Genomic DNA, 18,674 nt, shown 5'->3' on the forward strand with positions numbered 1-18,674 from the left:
CCGTCAGTTGCGGCGGCCGAAACTTGCCCGCCCCGAGAAGCGAGCTTCCCGGGCTTGGGTGGCAGCCGCCTGGCGACCCGCAGCCCCCTGACCGGGCAGCGCCGCCTGCTTGGTCAGTGCCGCGGCGATCATGGCGTCCTCCTTGCGGGCACGCGCCGCATTGTCTCCGGCGAGCCCAGCGGTTGTAGGTGCCGCCGATGGTGGACGACGACGCCTGAACGCGAAGAACAGACAGAGCGCGCCGATCACCGCTGCCCCGACCGTTATCATAAGCCGCGATCCGGTCCGACCGGCATCCTGGATCTGAGCCGGCCTGGCGGGATTCTGGACGACCATCAGCTTGTCACCGGCCTGCGGCTCGCGATCTCCGCTCTTGTGCAGGTCGAGCGTGGTCTCCACGGCGTCGGCGCCTGCGCCGACATGCAAGGTGCCGGTGAATTTGCGCGTCACCGTCCATTCCTTGTCCGCGTACATGGCCTTGAAAGCGTCGACCATCTCGCAAGGGATCGAGGCGCTGCTGACCGTCTTGTAGATGATCCTGTGCTGGGTCGATTCCATCAGGGATTCGGTCTTGACGGCAACCACTTCGGCCGGGACCCGAGGCCAATTGCTCTTGGTGATCATGTCCCTGGCGCAAAACACGGCGACCAGCAGGCAGAAGCCGCCGATCATGATCAGCTTGATCTTCGAAACGCTTATGCGCGAACCCCCTCGCTGCGCGGTTTTCTGCCGGCAAGTCTTCGCGTTCAGGTTGAATATTCAGTAAATCCGCGAATATCTAAACGTTGCGGCAGTTAACTACGCCTAACATTCAGAAAACAACATGCTGAACATTCTAACAACGCGGTTTGGCCGTGCTCGGCAGCGGTCTGTTTTTCCGGCGCTGAAATCCGAATTCAGACAAAACCATTATGCACCATGAATGCGCGCCAGCCGCGCAGATTCACCAGCCGTCCTCTGTTGATCAGCTCTCGCATTATCGGATCACGCTGAGAGGCCGGCATGTAATCGAGGATGCGGGCGCAATCATATTCCAGCAACACGCCTCGGATCAGCAAGTCGCGCTTGATCAAAGGGCTGTCCATGACTCTGTGAAAAAGACCGAAGCCATAGTGGATCTGGCTGCCGTTTATGATGTGACCCATGATGTGGTTGACCAACGTCTCCCGCACTACCTGGTCGGCTGTCACGGACCGGCGCTTGCTTTCGTCGATCAGGCTGGACGCTCGCGCCGCCACCCTTGCGTATTCGGTGATTGTGGGCGTGGTGGCTTTGACGGGCTTTGAATCCGCCGCGCGATGAAGCAGGCTGGCCGTTTCGGTCGCGCCGGACAGCAAGGCTTTGAGATCGTAATTTCGCAGTGCGCCGTACGGTGCGTAGCGCAATTTCTCGACCAGTTCAGGCAGGTTCATCCTGTCCAGCCGAAGCGCAAGTCTCTCGGCGGAATAAACGACGTCGGTCCTGTAGCCGCACTTCGCCAGGCACTCGGAAAGCCCTATTTCGCCTCTCTGGATCGCATGCGGCCGAAGATCATAGGGCTTGTAGTGTCTCCAGAAGCGCTGAACCCGTGGGTCGGCAAATACGTCTCCGGTCAGGCTGAAGGCGTAGGTGCCGACATGGTGAACGAATTCATGGTTCTCGAAGGTGCCGACGACGTCATAGCTGCTGTCCGCCAAGGCGCCGATCATGGCGTCCAGTCCGGGTCCATCGACGAACATGACGCTGTCGTTCAAATACAGCAGCCGGCGCGGGCGCAAGTTCTGCGCCTGCAGAAAAAGCGTGGCGGCGCGATAGGCGCCGAAATCCCTGCCGCGATTGCGGCGCACAAGGATGCGGTGCGCATCCGCCTTGAGCTTGCCCAGTTCCTCGTCGCTCAAATTGCCGTTGCAAACGACGATCGGATTGACATTGTGGCGACGCAGCGCCGCGAGCAGCTGCAAAAAATCGTCAGTGACGCCGAACAAGGCATATTTCACGACGATCGCAAACCGGTCGCCGACGGCCGGAGTTACAAGGTCGTCGGACACAAAGCGCGGGGTAAGCTCCGCCAGAACGGAGGGCGTTTGGCGAGCGCGGACCGCCGTTGAATACGCCTTTGCGGCAATCCAGTTCGCAATGCGATATGCAAGTCGCATTCATCCCCCCAGCTTTCATATGGACAAATCTACCGCCGCCTTGGCAAAGAATGAACTACGACTCAATGCGGCAAGATCGGCAGGAATGACCGTGGATTTTCGGCAGATTATCAGAATTGCGGCAGGCAAGCACAGTCGGGGCATCGAATTCGGAGCATCATACGCACCCATATTGCCGAAGTCGGATGGATATCAAACCCTGGTTATCGATCACGCCGACGCCGAGACGCTGAGGGCGAAATATCGACCGCACGGTGTCGACGTTTCGCGCATAGAGGAAGTGGATGCCATCGACGACGGCGGAGAGCTTCTTGCGTTGGACCCGACGGGGCAAGGGTTCGACTTCATCGTTGCAAGCCATGTTTTCGAGCACCTTACGGACCCAATTCACTTCCTTCAACGCTGCGAGCGGGCTCTGAGCCCGGGAGGGCGCATTTTCCTGCTGGTGCCCGACCGGCGTTTTACCTTCGACTACCTGCGACCCTGCTCCAGTCTTGGCCAGATGCTTGCGGCCTATTTTTCGGGGGATACGAGGCACAATGCAGCGTCGATGTATGACCACTACGCATCGAATGCGATGCGCGGCGGCGTGCAGGTCTGGACACAAGGCTCCACCGGAGACTTCGCCTTTGCCGGAACGCCTTCGGAAGGCTATCGGCTGGCAACCCGGCCCGGCTCCGATTATGTCGACTGCCACGCCTGGGTTTTCACGCCTTCGAGCTTTCGGCTGATCATGGCCGACTTGCGAGCAATAGGCCTGGTCGGCCTCGGCGAGGAACGCTTCTACCCAAGCATCGGCTGCGAATTCTTCGTCGAGTTGTCATCCGCCTCCGCCAATCCGGTTCAGGACAGATTGACCTTGGCGCTTGCCGCCCTGGCCGAGTCCGCCACCGAGGACAGCGGCCAGCCGATAGCGGTGCCCCACTATATCAGGACGGCACCGTCGAACCAGAACGCCGTGGACGCGCTGGCCGGGCAATGGGTCGGGGCATTTCCGGCGGAATTGGACCTGCAGGCGGGTGCGGCGCATCTGCATGGCGACCTGCGAATTCAGTGGCTGGCGGAACAACTTGGCGACCGGTTGCCGGGCCAGCATGTGCTGGAACTGGGCCCGCTCGAAGGCGCGCATACGGCTACGCTGCTGGCCGCCGGAGCGCGATCCGTGCTGGCGATCGAGGCCAATCGCGACGCCTTCCTTCGTTGCCTGATCACGAAAGAGGTGCTCGGCCTGCGCGACGCCTCCTTCCGATTGGGCGACTTCATGGTGTTTCTCGAACAGGACGCGAACGACTGGCCGCTGATCGTGGCAAGCGGGGTCCTCTATCACATGGTCGACCCGTTGCGGACGCTCGAGTTGCTCGCCAAGCGAACGGACCGCCTGTATCTGTGGACACATGTGGTGGATGAGGCGGCCATGCCCGTCGGGGACCCGCGCCGCGCGCATCTGGCCGCCCCCGAACGTCGCAATTGGCTTGGCCGCGACGTCACGCTCCACCCGCGGCCCTATGGCGACGTCAAGAGTTCCACTTTTTGCGGCGGCATGGACGCGGTGCCGCGCTGGATGGACAAGCACGACCTGCTTTGGGCCTTGGGGCAGCTGGGCTTCAATAATGTCATTGTCGCGCATGAGGCGCCCGACGATCAGCATGGCCCGGCGCTGTCGATCCTGGCGCGTCGAACTCGGGCTTGAGCGGAGCGGTCACTGCCAGGCGACGGCGGACCGACACTCACATCGGGTACAGATCGCTGGCGATGTCCCTCATCGAGACCGGCCAGTCGAGATTTGTCTCCCCAGTCTTGCGGAACAAAACCGCGGACATCAGCGCTCCAGTATGAACCTCGCCAAAAGCGGTGGCGACGTTGTGCACGCGAGCGACGATATAAGCGCGCGACCCATCGACGGCATCGATGATTTCAAAACCTGTCGCGGGATTGAGCAGCGCTTTCCAGGCATGGCTTGAAAAACGGAAGTAGTCGCATGGCTCCTCGTGCAGCGACCATGTCTGGGGGGCAAGTATGATGCCGATCGCGCCCGCGCGCAGCACGCGGTTCATCTCGATCACCGCCTTCCAAGGCATCAGCAGATGCTCGAACACCGCGAAAGACATGACCGCATCGAAAGCCTGCCGGGGCAGAAACCGACTCGCCTCGTGGGCGTCGCCGACGATGTCCACATTTTCCCCATCAAGGATGTCGAAGCCGGTATAGCGCCAGGTTTCAGGCACGGCAGTACGCCACATCGCACCGGTTCGATTCCGCGAGCCTATCTCCAGAAGCCGTCCGGATGGTCGGGAACGCACCTCCTGGAAGAACCGATCGACAAGCGGAAGCACTGTATCATTCGGATCTGCGGCGGCCAAAGGACGGGCATGACTGGAACCGTCCGCAAGAACGACCTCGACAGCCGCATTGAGCATGTCGGCGTACTCCAAGCCGACAAAAAATCGCTCCTCGAACCTGCAGGACGCGGCGGCCCGACCATGCCGGCGGGCCAAGTCAGGGCTAGGCAGGCCCATCTGCGACACGGCCAATCTTCTGCCGTCCGTCAGGGTCAGACGCATTGCGACAACTGGTGATGCCTCGCAAAAGACATAACCGGCAATATGCACCACGCCCTGGAAAGTCGAACTGCGCTCGATCACCAGGAACGGTTCGATCTTCAGCGCCGACGGCAGCAGCCGCACAGGTTCTTGTAAGTCCATGGCTCCTCGTTCATATGGCAATTGCCCGTTGCCGGAGTAGCACAGTTCTCAGCCGGCGTCCTGGAGCCTGGGCTCACCCATGCGCCACCATCACGTGGCGAACGGCGGTGTAGTCTTCCAGCGCGTAGAGCGACATGTCCTTGCCGTAGCCGGACTGCTTGAGGCCGCCATGCGGCATCTCGTTGGTCAACATGAAGTGGGTGTTGATCCAGGTGCAGCCATATTGCAGGCGCGCGGCCGTCGCCATGGCGCGCGAGACGTCCTTGGTCCACACCGACGAGGCGAGACCGTAGTCGCTGTCGTTCGCCCAGTTCACCGCTTCGTCGACATCCGAGAAACGCGTGATCGAGACGACCGGGCCGAACACCTCGCGGCGCACGATCTCATCTTCCTGCAGCGCGCCAGCGACGACCGTCGGCTGATAGTAGAAGCCAGAGCCCTCGCCCGGCTTGCCGCCGGTGGTGATCTCGATGTGCTTCAGCTCCGAGGCCCGCTCGACGAAGCTCGACACGCGGTCGCGCTGGCGGCGCGAGATCAGCGGGCCGATCTCGTTCTTGGTGTCATCAGGCTGGTTGTACTTGATGGTCGAGACCGCCGAGGAGAGGTCGGCGACGAGCTTGTCGTAGATCTTCTTGCCGGCATAGATGCGGCAGGCGGCGGTGCAGTCTTGGCCGGCATTGTAATAGCCGAAGGCGCGCAGGCCGTTGACCACGGCGCCGAGGTCGGCGTCGTCGAAGACGATGACGGGCGCCTTGCCGCCGAGCTCCAGATGCGTGCGCTTGACCGACTTGGCGGCCGCCTGCAGCACCTTCTTGCCGGTGGCGACGTCGCCGGTGATCGAGATCATGTTGACCTTGGGATGGTTGATCAGCGTGTTGCCGACGCTGTCGCCGCGGCCGAGCACGACATTGACGACACCCTCGGGCAGCACGTCGGCGAGGATCTTCGCCAGCTTCATCGCGGTCAGCGGCGTCTGCTCGGACGGCTTGAAGACGACCGTGTTGCCGCCGCCGAGCGCCGGCGCCAGCTTCCAGGCCATCATCATCAGCGGATAGTTCCAGGGCGCGATGGAAGCGACGATGCCGATCGGGTCGCGCCTGACCATCGAGGTGTGGCCGGGCAGATATTCGCCGGCCACCTGGCCGGGCATCGAACGCACCGCGCCGGCGAAGAAGCGATAGCAGTCGACGATCGCCGGGATCTCGTCATTGAGCACGGCATTGATCGGCTTGCCGCAGTTCAGCGCCTCGAGCGCGGCGAACTCCTTGGCTTCGGCCTCGATGCGGTCGGCTATCTTGAGCAGATAGCCGGAGCGCTGCGCCGGCGTCGTGCGCGACCAACTGGCGAATGCGTGTTCGGCGGCACTGACGGCAGCCTCGATCTGCGCCGGGCTCGCTTCCGGTAGGTTGAGAATGGTCGCCCCGGTCTTCGGATTGAGGATCGGCTCCTCGGTCTCGGTGCCCTTTTCGAATTTCGCGCCGATCAGCATCTGGGTGTCCATCGACATCACTCCCTTACGAAGTTGGTTATTTGCCCGAGCCGGCGATCTGGTCGCCGTCGCGGGTGAGGTAATAGGCAAACAGGATCGGCAGCAGCGTCACCAGCACGACGACCATGGCCACGACATTGGTGACCGGGCGCTGGCGCGGGCGGATCAGTTCCTCGAGCATCCAGATGGGCACCGTCTGCTGCTGGCCGGCGGTGAAGGTGGTGACGATGACCTCGTCGAAGGACAGCGCGAAGGCGAGCATGCCGCCGGCAAGCAGCGCGGTCGCGATATTGGGCAGCACGACATGGCGGAAGGTCTGGAAGCCGTCGGCGCCGAGATCCATCGAGGCTTCGATCATCGAGCCGGAGGTGCGGCGGAAGCGGGCGACGGCATTGTTGTAGACCACGACAACGCAGAAGGTGGCGTGGCCGAGCACGATCGTCCAGAACGAGAATGGAATGTCGGCGAGCGCGAAGGCCGAGCGCAGCGCGATGCCGGTGATGATGCCGGGCAGCGCGATCGGCAGGATGACCAGCAGCGAGATGGCCTCGCGGCCGAAGAAGCGCGTCTGCGAGACAGCGGCGGCGCAGAGCGTGCCGAGCACCAGCGCGATCGCCGTCGAGATGGCGGCGACGCGGACCGAGAGCGACAGCGCATCCCAGACGTCCGGTCGGTTCCAGGTGACGGCGAACCACTGCGTGGTGAGCCCCGGAGGCGGCCAGACGAAACTCTTCTCTTCCGTCGTGAAGGCGTAGACAAAGATCAAAAGGATCGGCAGGTGCAGGAAGAGCAGGCCGCAGGCGGCGGCGATCTTCAGGCCGAGCGGAGCACGTTGACCACGGTCAGAGCGCATCGAAAGCCCCCATGCGCTTGGCGCCCCAGAGGTAAAAGCCCATGATGACGATGGGCACCACGGTGAAGGCGGCGGCTAAAGGGATGTTGCCGGCGGTGCCCTGCTGCGAATAGACGGCCTGGCCGATGAACAGCCGCGAAGTGCCTATGATCTGCGGGATGATGTAGTCACCGAGCGTCAGCGAGAAGGTGAAGATCGAACCGGCGACGATGCCGGGCAGGGCCAGCGGGAAAAGCACGTTGCGGAAGGTCTGGCCGGGCGAGGCGCCGAGATCCGACGAGGCCTCGACCAGATTGCCGGGCACGCGTTCGAGCGCGGCCTGAACGGGGAGGATCATGAAGGGCAGCCAGACATAGACGAAGACGATGAAGGTGCCGGTGAAGGAGACCGAGAGCGAGTTGCCGCCGACGATCGGCAGCGACAGCCAGCCATCGAGCAGCCAGAGCAGGTTCAGGTTGGCGAGCAGCCAGGTGAGGATGCCTTCCTTGGCGAGGATCAGCTTCCAGGCGTAAATCTTGACCAGATAGCTCGACCAGAGCGGCAGCATCACGCCGAGATAGAACAACGCCTTCCAGCGGCCGCGCGCATAGCGCGCCGCGTAGTAGGCGATGGGGAAGGCAATGATGGCCGAGGCAAGCGTGACGAGCGCCGCCATCGTCACCGTTCGCAGGATGATGTCGAGATTGGCGGCCTGGAACAGGTCGCCATAGGTCTTCAGCGTGAACTCGCGGTTGATGAGGCCGGAGAACTCGTCGATCGAGAAGAAACTCTGGGCGAGCAGCGCGAAGAGCGAGCCGATGTAGACGATGCCGAGCCACAGAACCGGCGGCAGGAGCATCAGGGCGAGCAGGAATTTCGGGCGGCGCCAGAACAGGTCGGAGAGCGCGCCGCGCATGCCGCCGCTGCCGGGCAGGATGGCAGGGGCTGGCGCACGCGGGATGGCGGCGTCGATCGTCATGCCGGCTCGTCCATCAGATGCAGGCTGTCGCGGTTGAAGGTGAGCATCACCGCTTCGCCTTCCGCCGGCAGCGCGGTGCCGGCCGGCACCACCGCGTGCAGCCTCAGCCCATCGGCATCGAGCGCCAGCCTTGTCGTGGCGCCGAGATAATTGGTCCCGACTAGGCGCGCGGCAACGCCGTCGCCGCTGGTTGCGCCCGAAACGCGGATGGATTCGGGCCGCAGGCTTCCCCAGCGATGCTGGCCGGAATAGCGCTGCACGAAATCCGGCGGCAGCACGTTCGACGAGCCTACGAAATCGGCGACGAAGCGCGTATTCGGCCGCTGGTAGATGTCTTCCGGCGTGCCGACCTGCATGATCTTGCCGTCGTTGAAAACGGCGACGCGATCGGCCATCGACAACGCCTCGCCCTGGTCGTGGGTGACGAAGACGAAGGTGATGCCGAGCACCTTCTGCAGCGATTTCAATTCCTCCTGCATGTTCTCGCGCAGCTTGAGGTCGAGCGCGCCGAGCGGCTCGTCGAGCAGCAGCACCTTGGGCTGGTTGACCAGCGCGCGGGCGAGCGCGACGCGCTGGCGCTGGCCGCCGGAGAGCTGGCCCGGGCGGCGCGTGCCGTAGCCCGGAAGTCTAACGAGGGAAAGCGCCTCTTCCGCAGCCTTCAGCCGTTCGGTCTTGCCGACGCCCTTGACCATCAGGCCGTAGGCGACGTTGTCGAGCACGTTCAGATGCGGGAACAGCGCGTAGTCCTGGAAGACGGTGTTGACGTTGCGGCGATAGGGCGGAACGCCTTCCGCGCGCTCGCCGAAGATCGAGATCGAGCCGGCCGTCGGCTGCTCGAAACCCGCTATCAGCCGCAGGCAGGTCGTCTTGCCCGAGCCTGAAGGCCCGAGCATGGCGAAGAATTCGCCAGGCGCTATGTCGAGATCGACCGCGTCGACGGCACGCACGCTGCCGAAATGGCGCGAGACTTTTTTGAAGGAAACGGCGGAAGTCATGGGCTGCCAGTCTGTTGGCTGGTTGATGTACTGAAGTCGCGCGGCGCCCTACCTCCCCCTCGATGGGGGAGGTCGCGGCGAAGCCGCGGGTGGGGGTGACAGCGCGAACCTATCAGACAGCCCCCACCCCGACGCTCAAGCGTCAACCCTCCCCACAAAGGGGGAGGGTAATGGCGTTACCGCCCGCCGATGACGCCGATATAGTCCGACACCCAGCGATAGTACGGCACGCACTGGTTGTTCTGGCTGGCGCACTTGGTCACCGGCGTCTTCCAGAACCTGATCTTATCGAAATTGTCGTAGCCGTTGGTCTTGCAGCCTTCGTCGGTCAGAAGCTCATTGCCCTTGCAGGCGGCGGGCACGACGGGCAGCGAGCCGAACCAGGCCGAGACGTCGCCCTGGACCTTCGGCGAGAGCGAATGCTCGAGCCACATGTAAGCGCAGTTCGGATGGGCGGCGTCCGCTTCCATCATGGTGGTGTCGGCCCAGCCGGTGACGCCCTCTTCCGGAACGGTCGAGGCGACGGGCTTCTTGGCGGCGACCAGAGTGTTGACCTGGTAAGGCCAGGAGCCGGAGGCGACCACGCCCTCGTTCTGGAAGTCGTCGACCTGGATCGCGGCATCGTGCCAGTAACGGCCGACCAGCGTGCGCTGGGTGCGCAGCAACTCGAGCGCCGCCTTGTACTGATCTTCGTTGAGCTCGTAAGGATCCTTGATGCCGAGTTCCGGCTTGTGGAACATCAGGTAATTGGCGGCGTCGGCGATGTGGATCGGGCCGTCATAGGCCTGGACGCGGCCCTTGTTCGACTTGCCGTCGGGCAGCTTCATTTCCTCGAAGACGACGTTCCAGCTCTTGGGCGCTTCCTTGAAGACGTCGGTGTTGTACATCAGGATGTTCGGGCCCCACTGATAGGGAACGCCGTAGTGCACCTTGTCGACGGTGAACCAGGGGGCGTCCTTCAGGCGGTCGTCGACCGTCTTCCAGCTCTTGATGAGATCGGTGTTGATCGGCTGCACGCGCTTGCCGGCGACGAGGCGCAGCGATGCATCGCCCGAAGCGGTGACCAGGTCGAAGCCACCCTCGTTCATCAGCGAGACCATCTCGTCCGACGTGTTGGCGGTCTTGACGTTGACCTTGCAGCCGCTTTCCTTCTCGAAAGCCGTCACCCAGTCATAGCCCTTGTCGGTCTCGCCGCGCTCAATGTAGCCCGGCCAGGCGACGATGTTGACCTCGCCCTCGCCCTTGCCGACTTCCTTGACCTGGGCGATGGCCTGACCGGAAAAAGTCAGCGCGACAGTCAGCGCCGTGCACGACTTCAGGAATGCATTCATCGTCGATCTCCCATTGCTAGGGGCAGCGCTCTCAGGGCGCGGCTTTGTTCCCTGAGCAAAAGGTGCTTTGAAAAATCCGGTTTCGCAAATTCATTTATCAGAAAGCCGATATCGGTTTTTCCGATATCAAAATACCCTCAAGCCAGTGCCGTGACCAGCCAGCAGGCGGCAATGAAACGAGCCTTACCGTCCGTCACGAAAGACGCGAATGCAGCAGGCAAGGCCGCGGAGATTTTTTCAGCCGTCGCTCGGTCAACCTCGCGCAGGGCGGCGCCGACCGGCCCCAAGCGAGTCGCATATGTCATCAGATCGCCCTCGGCGATCTGACACGGGACGTCCGCCCGTTCGACTTCGATCGACGACCAGCCGCTCGCTTCAAGAATCCGCCTCACCCTGGCACCGTCGGCAAAGGCAAACTGCCCCGGCGCTTCGGGATCCGGCGCGGGCGCGGGCGGGAGGAAAGGCGCAGCCGTTCTCGCGGCGGCCGTCATGAAATCATTCTCGGTCGGACTTCGCCAAGCGACAAAGGCGAGTTTGCCGCCAGGCCTTGCGGCCTGTCTTATGTTGCTGAATGCCGCCACAGGATCATCGAAGAACATGACGCCAAAGCGCGAGACAACGGCATCGAAGATTCCGGATTCGAACCCATATGCCTGGGCATCGCCGACCCCAAAACTTGCGTTTGCCACCTCTCCCGCCCGCGCGCGCTCAGTCGCCAGGGCGACAAGCGGCCGCGAGATGTCGAGGCCGACACATCGACCGGCGTTGCCGACGCGGCGCGCCATCGCCAGAGTCGTGGCGCCTGCGCCGCAGCCTATGTCCAGAACCGTGCGCCCTTCTCCGGGATAACCGGCATCCACCACCAGGCTCTCGAACGGCGCCAGCACGCCATCGAGGATCGGCTGCATCTCGACCCAGGCCTTTCCGCTGGCATCGTTCCAGAGAGCGGCTTGCTGCGTGTTTGGCTGCGCGGATTGCGGCATGGCGGACCTCGTTTTCAGTTACCCTCATCGATCGCTGCCGGCACTCTACGAGTTCAAGCCGACTGTTTCACACTTTTGCTGGAATTACTTCAGCGACGCACCATGCGCTGCGACTGCGCGAGGCCGATGAAATCGCGCGCGGCCTGCGGCAGGCCGGAGCCGCGGCGCCAGACCGTCCCGACCTGGACCACGGGCAGCGAGCCGGAAATGTCGCGCGATTCGATGCGGTCGCCTTCCAGCGACCAGGGCCGGTAGACGAGGTCGGGCAGCAGCGCCACGCCGGCGCCCGTGGCGACAAGGCTGCGCACTGCTTCCACCGAACGCGTGCGGAAGGCGACATGCGGCCTCGCGCCGATCGCCGACAGCAGCTTGCCGGTGTTCTCCTCGATCTCGTCGACGGTGAGCATGATCAGCGGCTCGGAAGCGATGTCGCCGATCGAGATGATGTCGGCGCTGGCAAGCCTGTGGCTGAGCGGGACCCACAACCGGTAGGCCGAGACTTCGAGGATTTCCGACTGCAGCGCGGTACGGTCGCGCAAATTGGACGTGACCATGACGGCGATGTCGAGCTTGCCGCCGACCAGAAGGTGCTCGAGATAGTCGCCATTGTCCTCGATGGCCGAAACCTCGACACCCGGATAGGCGCGGCGGTAACGGGCGAGCAGGTCCGACAGCACATAGCCGGCGACCAGCGAGGTGACGCCGAGCTGCAGGCGGCCACCGGCCACGGCCTGCTCGCTGGAGAAAGAACGGCGCGCGTCGGAGACATCGGCCAGGATTTTTGTCGCGTGGCGCAGGAACTGGTGACCCTTGTGGGTGATGTTGAGGCCGCGCGGATGGCGCTCGAAGAGTTCGACACCGAGGTCGCTCTCCAGCTCCTTGATCGATTCCGTGACCGAGGATTGCGAAATCGAGAGGTTCTGCGCGGCGCCCGAGACGGTGCCCTGCTCGGCGACGGCGACGAAGAACTGCAGTTGGCGGATGGTGAAGGCCATGGCCGGACTAAACACCGGCACGACCGCGGAGGGAAGTATCCGCCAACCGAGTGAAATCGGATTTCGCTTCAGGCCGTCGCGATGGTCAGACGCGCGCCGGCCTGGCTCAGCGCGGCGGCGATGTCGCGCGGCGGCGGCTGGTCGGTGGCAAGCTCGGAAAAGCCGTCGAAGCCGCACACCCGGACCAGGCCCTGGCGGCCGAACTTGGTGTGGTCGGTGATGACTAGCGAGCGCTGGCCGCGCGACAGCACCATGCGGGCGAACTCCGCCTCGTCCAGGGCGTAGTCGGTCAGGCCGGCGACCGCGTCGACCGCGCCGATCGAAATCACCGCATGGTCGACCGAAAAACGGCTGACGAATTCGATCGCCGAGATGCCGAATGCGGCGCCTGAATCGCTGCGCAGCTCGCCGCCCGCCATATAGACCTTGTTGCCGTTCACCGTCGCCAGTGTGCGGGCAATGTCGGAGGAGTTGGTGACCACCGTCAGCCGGCGATGCCCCAGCAGCTCGCGCGCCAGGAACGACGTGGTCGTGCCGGTGTCGAGCATAACCGCCTCGCCATCGCGGATGGTGGCCGCGATCATTCTGGCGATCAGGCGCTTGGCTTCGGCATTCTCGCGCATGCGCCGCTCGAACGGCGCCTCACCCACCATCGAAGCAAGGCCCACCGCGCCGTGCATCTTCAGCACCGAGCCGTCATCGGCGAGCGGCTTGACGTCGCGCCGCACCGTTTCGAGCGACACGCCGAGACGTTCGGCAAGGCTAGCTACGCTGACTGTGCCCTCCTCGTGGAGGATGCGCAGGATTTCGCCATGCCGTTTCGAATGGATCATGCGGATATCCGGGATTTTGACCGAATTTAAGGCTTTGACAACGCTTTGAAAGGAGTTGCTTATATTTTCGGGCAAAACACCCAAAAAAGGTCACAGCTTTTGATTGACAGTTCCGCCACCACGGCATGAGAGTGGTTGCAAGTGACAAGGCTCGGAACTGCTACGGGAGGGTGATGGCAGAGCCGCAACCTAGTGACCAGATCGTCTGGAAACGGCCAGGCGCGGGCTTTTATCGAATCCGCGGGGGCGGATGCCGGGATACCAAACCTGGCCAAGGGGCTCGTCGGTGCGGTGCGGGATACCGATCCTGGCGTCTCGCACCGACGAGGCTTTTTTGTTTTCTCCCGTCCTTGTTTTCCGGAGGACCGGCTTTGGCCGGAGCAGAACCGTGAGCGCCGAAGACCGCATCCGCGCCTTGCCGTGCTGGAACGGCGGCATCGAGATCGCGCCGCTGCCAGGCGGCCTCAGTAATGCCAACTATATCGTCACGGACGCAGCCGGGCGCCATGTCGTGCGCTTCGGCCAGGATTTCCCGTTCCACCATGTCTTCCGAGAGCGCGAGGTGATGACGGCGCGCGCCGCGCATGCGGCAGGGTTCGCGCCGGCCGTGCACTATTCCGAGCCCGGCATTCTGGTGACGGCGTTTCTCGGAGCGAAGACCTTTCTCGGCGAGGACGTGCGCGCCAATCTCGGCCGCGTGGCGGCGCTGCTGCGCGGCTTCCATCGCGAGATGCCGAACCATGTCTCCGGCGCCGGCTTCATGTTCTGGGTGTTCCACGTCATCCGCGACTATGCGCGCACGCTGGACGAAGGCGGCAGCCGCAAGAAGGACCAGTTGCCGCGCTACCTGACGTTGGCGGACGAGCTCGAACGGGCGCAGAAGCTGTTGCCGATCGTCTTCGGCCACAACGATCTTTTGCCGGCCAACATCCTCGACGACGGCAGCCGGCTGTGGCTGATCGATTTCGAATATGCCGGTTTCAACACGGCGATGTTCGACCTCGCCGGCGTCGCGTCGAATGCAGGGATGAGCAACGACGAATCCTTCGCCTTCATGACCGCCTATTTCATGAAAGAACCGGACACCGAAATCCGCCGCTCGCACGCCGCAATGCAATGCGCCTCCCTGCTGCGCGAAGCGATGTGGAGCATGGTCTCGGAACTCTATCTCGACGCGCCCGGCATCGACTACGTCGCTTATACCGAGGAGAACCTCGCGCGGCTCGATGCGGCGCTCGAGAATTACCGGACGAAATACGGACCAAAGTCATGACTCTGCCCAGCCATGCCGGGATCGTCGTCATCGGCGGCGGCATCATCGGCTGTTCCACCGCCTATCACCTGGCGCGCGACCACAAGGCCGATGTCGTGCTGCTCGAGCAGGGCAAGCTGACCTCGGGCTCGACCTGGCACGCCGCCGGGCTGGTCGGGCAATTGCGCTCGTCGGCCTCGATCACGCGCGTGCTCAAATATTCGGTCGAGCTCTACAAGGGACTCGAGGCCGAGACGGGCTTGGCGACCGGCTGGAAGATGACCGGGTGCCTTAGGCTGGCCACGAACGCCGACCGCTGGACCGAGTTCAAGCGGCTGGCGACGACGGCGAAGAGCTTCGGCATGGACATGCAGCTGCTGTCGCCGGCCGAAGTGAAGCGCATGTGGCCGCTGATGGAGACCGGCGACCTGGTCGGCGCCTCGTGGCTGCCGACCGACGGGCAGGCAAGCCCCTCCGATATCGCCCAATCGCTCGCCAAGGGCGCGCGCATGCATGGCGCGAAACTGTTCGAGGAGGTGCGCGTCACCGGTTTCGAGATGAAGGACGGCCGCATCACCGCGGTTAAGACCGAAAAAGGCGACATCGCCTGCGACAAGGTGGTGAACTGCGCCGGACAATGGGCGCGGCAGGTCGGCGCGATGGCCGGCATCAACGTGCCGCTGCAGCCGGTCAAGCACCAGTACATCATCACCGAGAAGATCGACGGGCTCGCCACCGACGCGCCGACGATCCGCGACCCCGACCGTCGCACTTATTTCAAGGAAGAGGTCGGTGGGCTGGTGATGGGCGGCTATGAGCCCAACCCGCAGGCCTGGACGACGGGCGATGTTCCCAACGACTGGGAATTCCGCCTGTTCGACGACGACTACGACCATTTCGAACAGCATATGACGCAGGCGATCGCGCGCGTTCCCGCCTTGGAAACCGTCGGCGTCAAGCAGATGATCAACGGGCCGGAAAGTTTCACGCCGGACGGCAATTTCATCCTCGGCGTCGCTCCCGAATGCGCCAACATGTTCGTCGGCGCCGGCTTCAATGCTTTCGGTATCGCATCCGGCGGCGGCGCCGGTTGGGTGCTGGCGCAATGGGTGGTCGACGGCGAGGCGCCGCTCGACCTGTGGGTGGTCGACATCAGGCGCTTCTCCAGCCTGCATCGCGACCGCGACTGGGTCCGCGACCGCACGCTGGAGGCCTATGGCAAGCACTACACGATCGGCTTTCCGCATGAGGAATATCTGTCCGGACGGCCGCGCATCGTCTCGCCGCTCTATGAGCGGCTGAAGAGGCATCGCGCGGTGTTCGGCTCCAAGCTCGGCTGGGAGCGTCCGAACTGGTTCGCGCCCGACGGCACGGCCGCCGAGGACGCCTATTCGATGGGCCGGCAGAACTGGTTCGGCCCAGTCGGCGACGAGCACCGGCATGTGCGCGAGACGGTCGGCATCTTCGACCAGTCCTCCTTCGCCAAATATGAGCTGACCGGTGCCGACGCGCTGAAGGCGCTCGACTGGATCTGCGCCAACGACATCAACAAGCCGGTCGGGCGGCTGACCTACACGCAGTTGCTGAACACCCGCGGCGGCATCGAGGCGGACCTCACCGTGTCGCGGCTCGGCGAGGATCGGTTCTACATCGTCACCGGCACCGGCTTCCGCACGCATGACCTGTCCTGGATCGGCGACCATATCGGCGCAGGCCTAGACGCAAGACTGAAAGACGTCACGGAGGAGTACGGCACCCTGTCGCTGATGGGGCCACGCGCCCGCGACGTGCTGGCGGCGGTGACGGATGCCGACGTCTCGAACACCGCCTTCCCTTTCGGCCATGCGCGCGAGATTGCAATTGCGGGCCACGGCGTGAAGGCGCTGCGCGTCACCTATGTCGGCGAGCTCGGCTGGGAGCTGCATGTACCGATCGCCGCCACCGGCGAGGTTTTCGACGCCCTGATGGCGGCGGGCAAGGCGCACGACATTCGCCCGGTAGGCTACCGCGCGCTGGAATCGCTGCGGCTGGAAAAGGGCTACCGCGCCTGGGGTTCCGACATCACGCCGAACGACACGCCGCTGGAGGCGGGCCTCGGCTGGGCGGTGAAGCTTCGCAAGAACACAGACTTCGTCGGGCGCAGGGCGCTGGAGAAGGTGGCCGGCAAGCCGCTGACCAAACGCTTTGCCGGCTTCACGGTCGGCGATCCGGAGATCGTGCTGGTGGGGCGCGAAACGATCCTGCGCAGTGGCGAGCCGGTCGGCTACCTCACCAGCGGCGGCTATGGCTATACGCTGGAGAAAAACATCGGCTATGGCTATGTGCGCAATGCCGACGGCGTCAGCGACGATTTCCTCGCCTCAGGCGATTATGAGCTGGTGGTGGCGATGGAACGCACGCCGGCAAAGATCCATCTCGAGCCGATGCATGATCCGGCCGGAGCGAAGATAAAAGCCTGACCGCCGGACCGGTCAGCTGACGCGCAGCACCAGGCCGCGGCTCGGCACGGTGTCGGTTTCGCCGGGCATCGAGGCATAGGGTCGTGTTTCCTCGACGCGCGTCAGCCTGCCCTGCGCTTCGAGCTCGGCGATACGGTCGGCGAAGCCGGCCTGCCAAAGCGTGTTCTTCACCGTCAGCACGATGACGCCGCCGGAACGGCAGATACGGATCAACTCGTCCAGGCCCTCGACCCCGACATGGCCGGATGTGAAGACGCCGGCCGAAATGATGCCGGCATAGGCGCCGTCGGCGAAGGGCAGCGGGTCGCCCATCGCCAGGCGATGCAGCGCCGTGTAGACGCCCTTGGCGCCGGCCTTGTCCAGCATGCCTTGCGAGATGTCGAGCGCCTCGACCTTCGGGTAGCCGGTGATGGAGAGCCATTCGCCGATGAGGCCGGTGCCGGCGCCGGCGTCGAGCAAGGGTTCGGCGCCGCGCGGCAGGTGCCGGGCAAGCAGCGCCAGGCAGATCGTCGGATGGCGATAGCCGGCAGCCGACATGTCGGCATCGTAGGTGTCGGCCCAGTTGTCATAGATGGCGGCCACGTCCTGCGGCCGCTTCGCCGCATAAGCGGCGCCCAGCGCGCTGTTCTGCTTACCGTCTGCCATTGCCGCTCCCGACGCCCGACTCTCGTTCAATGGATGATAGCCAAGCCGCTAAAAATGTGGAACCGTCAGAACCGTAACAAATGGCGTGAAGGGGGACACGACATGACCGACGAGCTGCGCGCGGCGCTGGCGGCCGTTCCGGTGCTGGCGGGCTATGATGGACCTCTGGAGCGGCTCGGCGGCCTGACCAATATGGTCTACAGGGCCGGCGACGTCTGCCTGCGCATTCCCGGCAAGGGCACGGAAGAATATATCAACCGCGCCAACGAGGCGATGGCGGCGCGCGAAGCGGCCAAGGCCGGCGTCAGCCCCGAAGTGCTTTATGCCGATCCGGCAACCGGGCGGATGGCGACGCGTTTCATTGCCGGCGCCGAGACGATGTCGCCCGAAAAATTCAAGGCAAGACCAGGCAGCCCGGCACGTGCAGGCGCGGCCTTCCGCAAGCTGCATGAATCGGGCGCGGTGTTTCCCTTCCGCTTCGAGCTGTTCGCGATGATCGACGACTATCTCAAGGTCTTGTCGACCAAGGATGTGGCGCTGCCGGCCGGGTATCACGACGTGGTGCGCGAGGCAGGCTCGGTGCGCGCCGCGCTTGACACGCACCCGATCCAGCTCGCGGCCTGCCATTGCGATCCGCTGTGCGAGAATTTTCTCGATACCGGCGAGCGGATGTGGATCGTCGACTGGGAATATTCCGGCATGAACGATCCGCTGTGGGATCTCGGCGACCTCTCGGTCGAGGGCAAGTTCGATGACGGCCAGGACGAGGAGCTGATGCGCGCCTATTTCGGCGGCGAGGCGCGACCGGCCGAGCGCGGGCGAGTCGTCATCTACAAGGCGATGTGCGACCTTTTATGGACGCTGTGGGGGCTGATCCAGCTCGCCAACAACAACCCTGTCGACGATTTCCGCGCCTATGCCGACGGCCGCTTCGCCCGCTGCCAGGCTCTGATGGAGACGGCGGAATTCGCCAAGCACCTCGCGGCCGTCCGCAAGGGTTAGGTGCCCAGAAAACTGGGCGCTTTCTTACGCAATTCCGGACAG

The 18,674-nt window shown here is 63.8% G+C and carries 16 protein-coding genes; 4 read left to right on the top strand and 12 right to left on the bottom strand.

The window, feature by feature from the left end; genetic code table 11:
- Nucleotides 1–3: 3 nt before the first annotated feature.
- Both DPM33_RS07570 and DPM33_RS07575 read right to left on the bottom strand, forming a co-directional pair.
- Nucleotides 4–672, bottom strand: coding sequence for a hypothetical protein (locus DPM33_RS07570; RefSeq protein ID WP_112096805.1), 669 nt, complete (start codon nucleotides 670–672; stop codon nucleotides 4–6).
- Nucleotides 673–896: 224 nt separating this feature from the next.
- On the bottom strand, nucleotides 897–2,135 hold the full coding sequence (locus tag DPM33_RS07575; RefSeq protein ID WP_112096806.1) for a rhamnan synthesis F family protein: 1,239 nt from the start codon (nucleotides 2,133–2,135) through the stop codon (nucleotides 897–899).
- A gap of 85 nt (nucleotides 2,136–2,220) precedes the next feature.
- Here DPM33_RS07575 and DPM33_RS07580 point away from each other — a divergent pair, with 85 nt between their 5' ends.
- Nucleotides 2,221–3,825, top strand: a complete 1,605-nt coding sequence (locus DPM33_RS07580) for a class I SAM-dependent methyltransferase (RefSeq protein ID WP_112096807.1) — start codon at nucleotides 2,221–2,223, stop codon at nucleotides 3,823–3,825.
- Nucleotides 3,826–3,862: 37 nt separating this feature from the next.
- Here the strand turns inward: DPM33_RS07580 and DPM33_RS07585 are convergent, their stop codons facing one another.
- From DPM33_RS07585 to DPM33_RS07625, 9 genes are all read right to left on the bottom strand, one after another.
- Entirely contained in the window at nucleotides 3,863–4,837 is a 975-nt protein-coding gene (locus tag DPM33_RS07585) for a class I SAM-dependent methyltransferase (RefSeq protein WP_112096808.1), read from the bottom strand.
- Nucleotides 4,838–4,910: 73 nt separating this feature from the next.
- Nucleotides 4,911–6,338: a gamma-aminobutyraldehyde dehydrogenase gene (locus DPM33_RS07590; protein WP_112097261.1), complete on the bottom strand. Its 1,428-nt coding sequence runs from the start codon at nucleotides 6,336–6,338 to the stop codon at nucleotides 4,911–4,913.
- Nucleotides 6,339–6,363: 25 nt separating this feature from the next.
- A complete protein-coding gene (locus DPM33_RS07595; protein ID WP_040986084.1) occupies nucleotides 6,364–7,179 on the bottom strand; it encodes an ABC transporter permease in 816 nt (271 codons plus the stop codon).
- On the bottom strand, nucleotides 7,169–8,074 hold the full coding sequence (locus tag DPM33_RS07600) for an ABC transporter permease (RefSeq protein WP_208648377.1): 906 nt from the start codon (nucleotides 8,072–8,074) through the stop codon (nucleotides 7,169–7,171). Before DPM33_RS07600 ends, DPM33_RS07595 begins: the two co-directional genes overlap by 11 nt.
- A 59-nt stretch (nucleotides 8,075–8,133) precedes the next feature.
- A complete protein-coding gene (locus tag DPM33_RS07605) occupies nucleotides 8,134–9,132 on the bottom strand; it encodes an ABC transporter ATP-binding protein (RefSeq protein WP_112096810.1) in 999 nt (332 codons plus the stop codon).
- A gap of 176 nt (nucleotides 9,133–9,308) precedes the next feature.
- The gene (locus DPM33_RS07610; protein WP_112096811.1) at nucleotides 9,309–10,463 is read right to left on the bottom strand and encodes an ABC transporter substrate-binding protein; all 1,155 of its coding nucleotides are present in this window, start codon (nucleotides 10,461–10,463) and stop codon (nucleotides 9,309–9,311) included.
- Between the two features lie 137 nt (nucleotides 10,464–10,600).
- Nucleotides 10,601–11,446 carry a class I SAM-dependent methyltransferase gene (locus tag DPM33_RS07615; protein WP_112096812.1) on the bottom strand — a complete coding sequence of 282 codons (846 nt, stop codon included), beginning with the start codon at nucleotides 11,444–11,446 and terminating at the stop codon, nucleotides 10,601–10,603.
- Nucleotides 11,447–11,535: 89 nt separating this feature from the next.
- On the bottom strand, nucleotides 11,536–12,441 hold the full coding sequence (locus DPM33_RS07620; protein WP_112096813.1) for a LysR family transcriptional regulator: 906 nt from the start codon (nucleotides 12,439–12,441) through the stop codon (nucleotides 11,536–11,538).
- A 68-nt stretch (nucleotides 12,442–12,509) separates the two neighbouring features.
- Nucleotides 12,510–13,274, bottom strand: coding sequence for a DeoR/GlpR family DNA-binding transcription regulator (locus tag DPM33_RS07625; protein WP_112096814.1), 765 nt, complete (start codon nucleotides 13,272–13,274; stop codon nucleotides 12,510–12,512).
- 388 nt (nucleotides 13,275–13,662) lie between these two features.
- On the opposite strand from DPM33_RS07625, the gene DPM33_RS07630 reads away from it, so the two are divergent.
- Both DPM33_RS07630 and DPM33_RS07635 read left to right on the top strand, forming a co-directional pair.
- Entirely contained in the window at nucleotides 13,663–14,547 is an 885-nt protein-coding gene (locus tag DPM33_RS07630; RefSeq protein WP_112096815.1) for a phosphotransferase family protein, read from the top strand.
- Nucleotides 14,544–16,985 carry a GcvT family protein gene (locus DPM33_RS07635; protein WP_112096816.1) on the top strand — a complete coding sequence of 814 codons (2,442 nt, stop codon included), beginning with the start codon at nucleotides 14,544–14,546 and terminating at the stop codon, nucleotides 16,983–16,985. The genes DPM33_RS07630 and DPM33_RS07635 overlap by 4 nt, the downstream gene beginning before the upstream one ends.
- A gap of 12 nt (nucleotides 16,986–16,997) precedes the next feature.
- Here DPM33_RS07635 and DPM33_RS07640 read toward each other — a convergent pair whose 3' ends face one another.
- Complete coding sequence (locus tag DPM33_RS07640) at nucleotides 16,998–17,630, bottom strand: class I SAM-dependent DNA methyltransferase (protein WP_112096817.1); 633 nt, start codon at nucleotides 17,628–17,630, stop codon at nucleotides 16,998–17,000.
- Nucleotides 17,631–17,732: 102 nt separating this feature from the next.
- Here DPM33_RS07640 and DPM33_RS07645 point away from each other — a divergent pair, with 102 nt between their 5' ends.
- A complete protein-coding gene (locus tag DPM33_RS07645; protein WP_112096818.1) occupies nucleotides 17,733–18,632 on the top strand; it encodes a phosphotransferase family protein in 900 nt (299 codons plus the stop codon).
- The last annotated feature ends 42 nt before the right edge of the window (nucleotides 18,633–18,674 follow it).

It is taken from the genome of Mesorhizobium hawassense (assembly GCF_003289945.1).
Lineage (GTDB): Bacteria > Pseudomonadota > Alphaproteobacteria > Rhizobiales > Rhizobiaceae > Mesorhizobium > Mesorhizobium hawassense.